At 40.7% G+C, this 241-nt stretch carries 1 pseudogene; it reads left to right on the forward strand.

Going from position 1 to position 241, the window contains the following annotated elements:
• A pseudogene (locus ACY2RT_RS15580) lies at positions 1-241 on the forward strand (phytoene desaturase); the annotation flags it as partial.

Below are 241 nucleotides of genomic sequence, written 5' to 3' on the forward strand. Positions count from 1 at the left end.
AGACCCATCAAAACGTTGAAAGAATTGTGGTGAATGGTAAAAAAGCCTCAGCAATTGTTGCGAATGGTGAAACTATGTTGAGCGATGTGGTGTTAAGTGGAGCAGATTATCACCATACCGAAACATTCCTGGACAAACCCTATCGCCAGTATTCTGAAGCATACTGGCAACAAAAAGTATTTGCTCCTTCGGCCTTGCTGTTCTATGTTGGCTTTAGTAAAAAAATGAAGAATGTTGCACA

The organism is Ulvibacter sp. 2210JD10-4, from assembly GCF_058148525.1.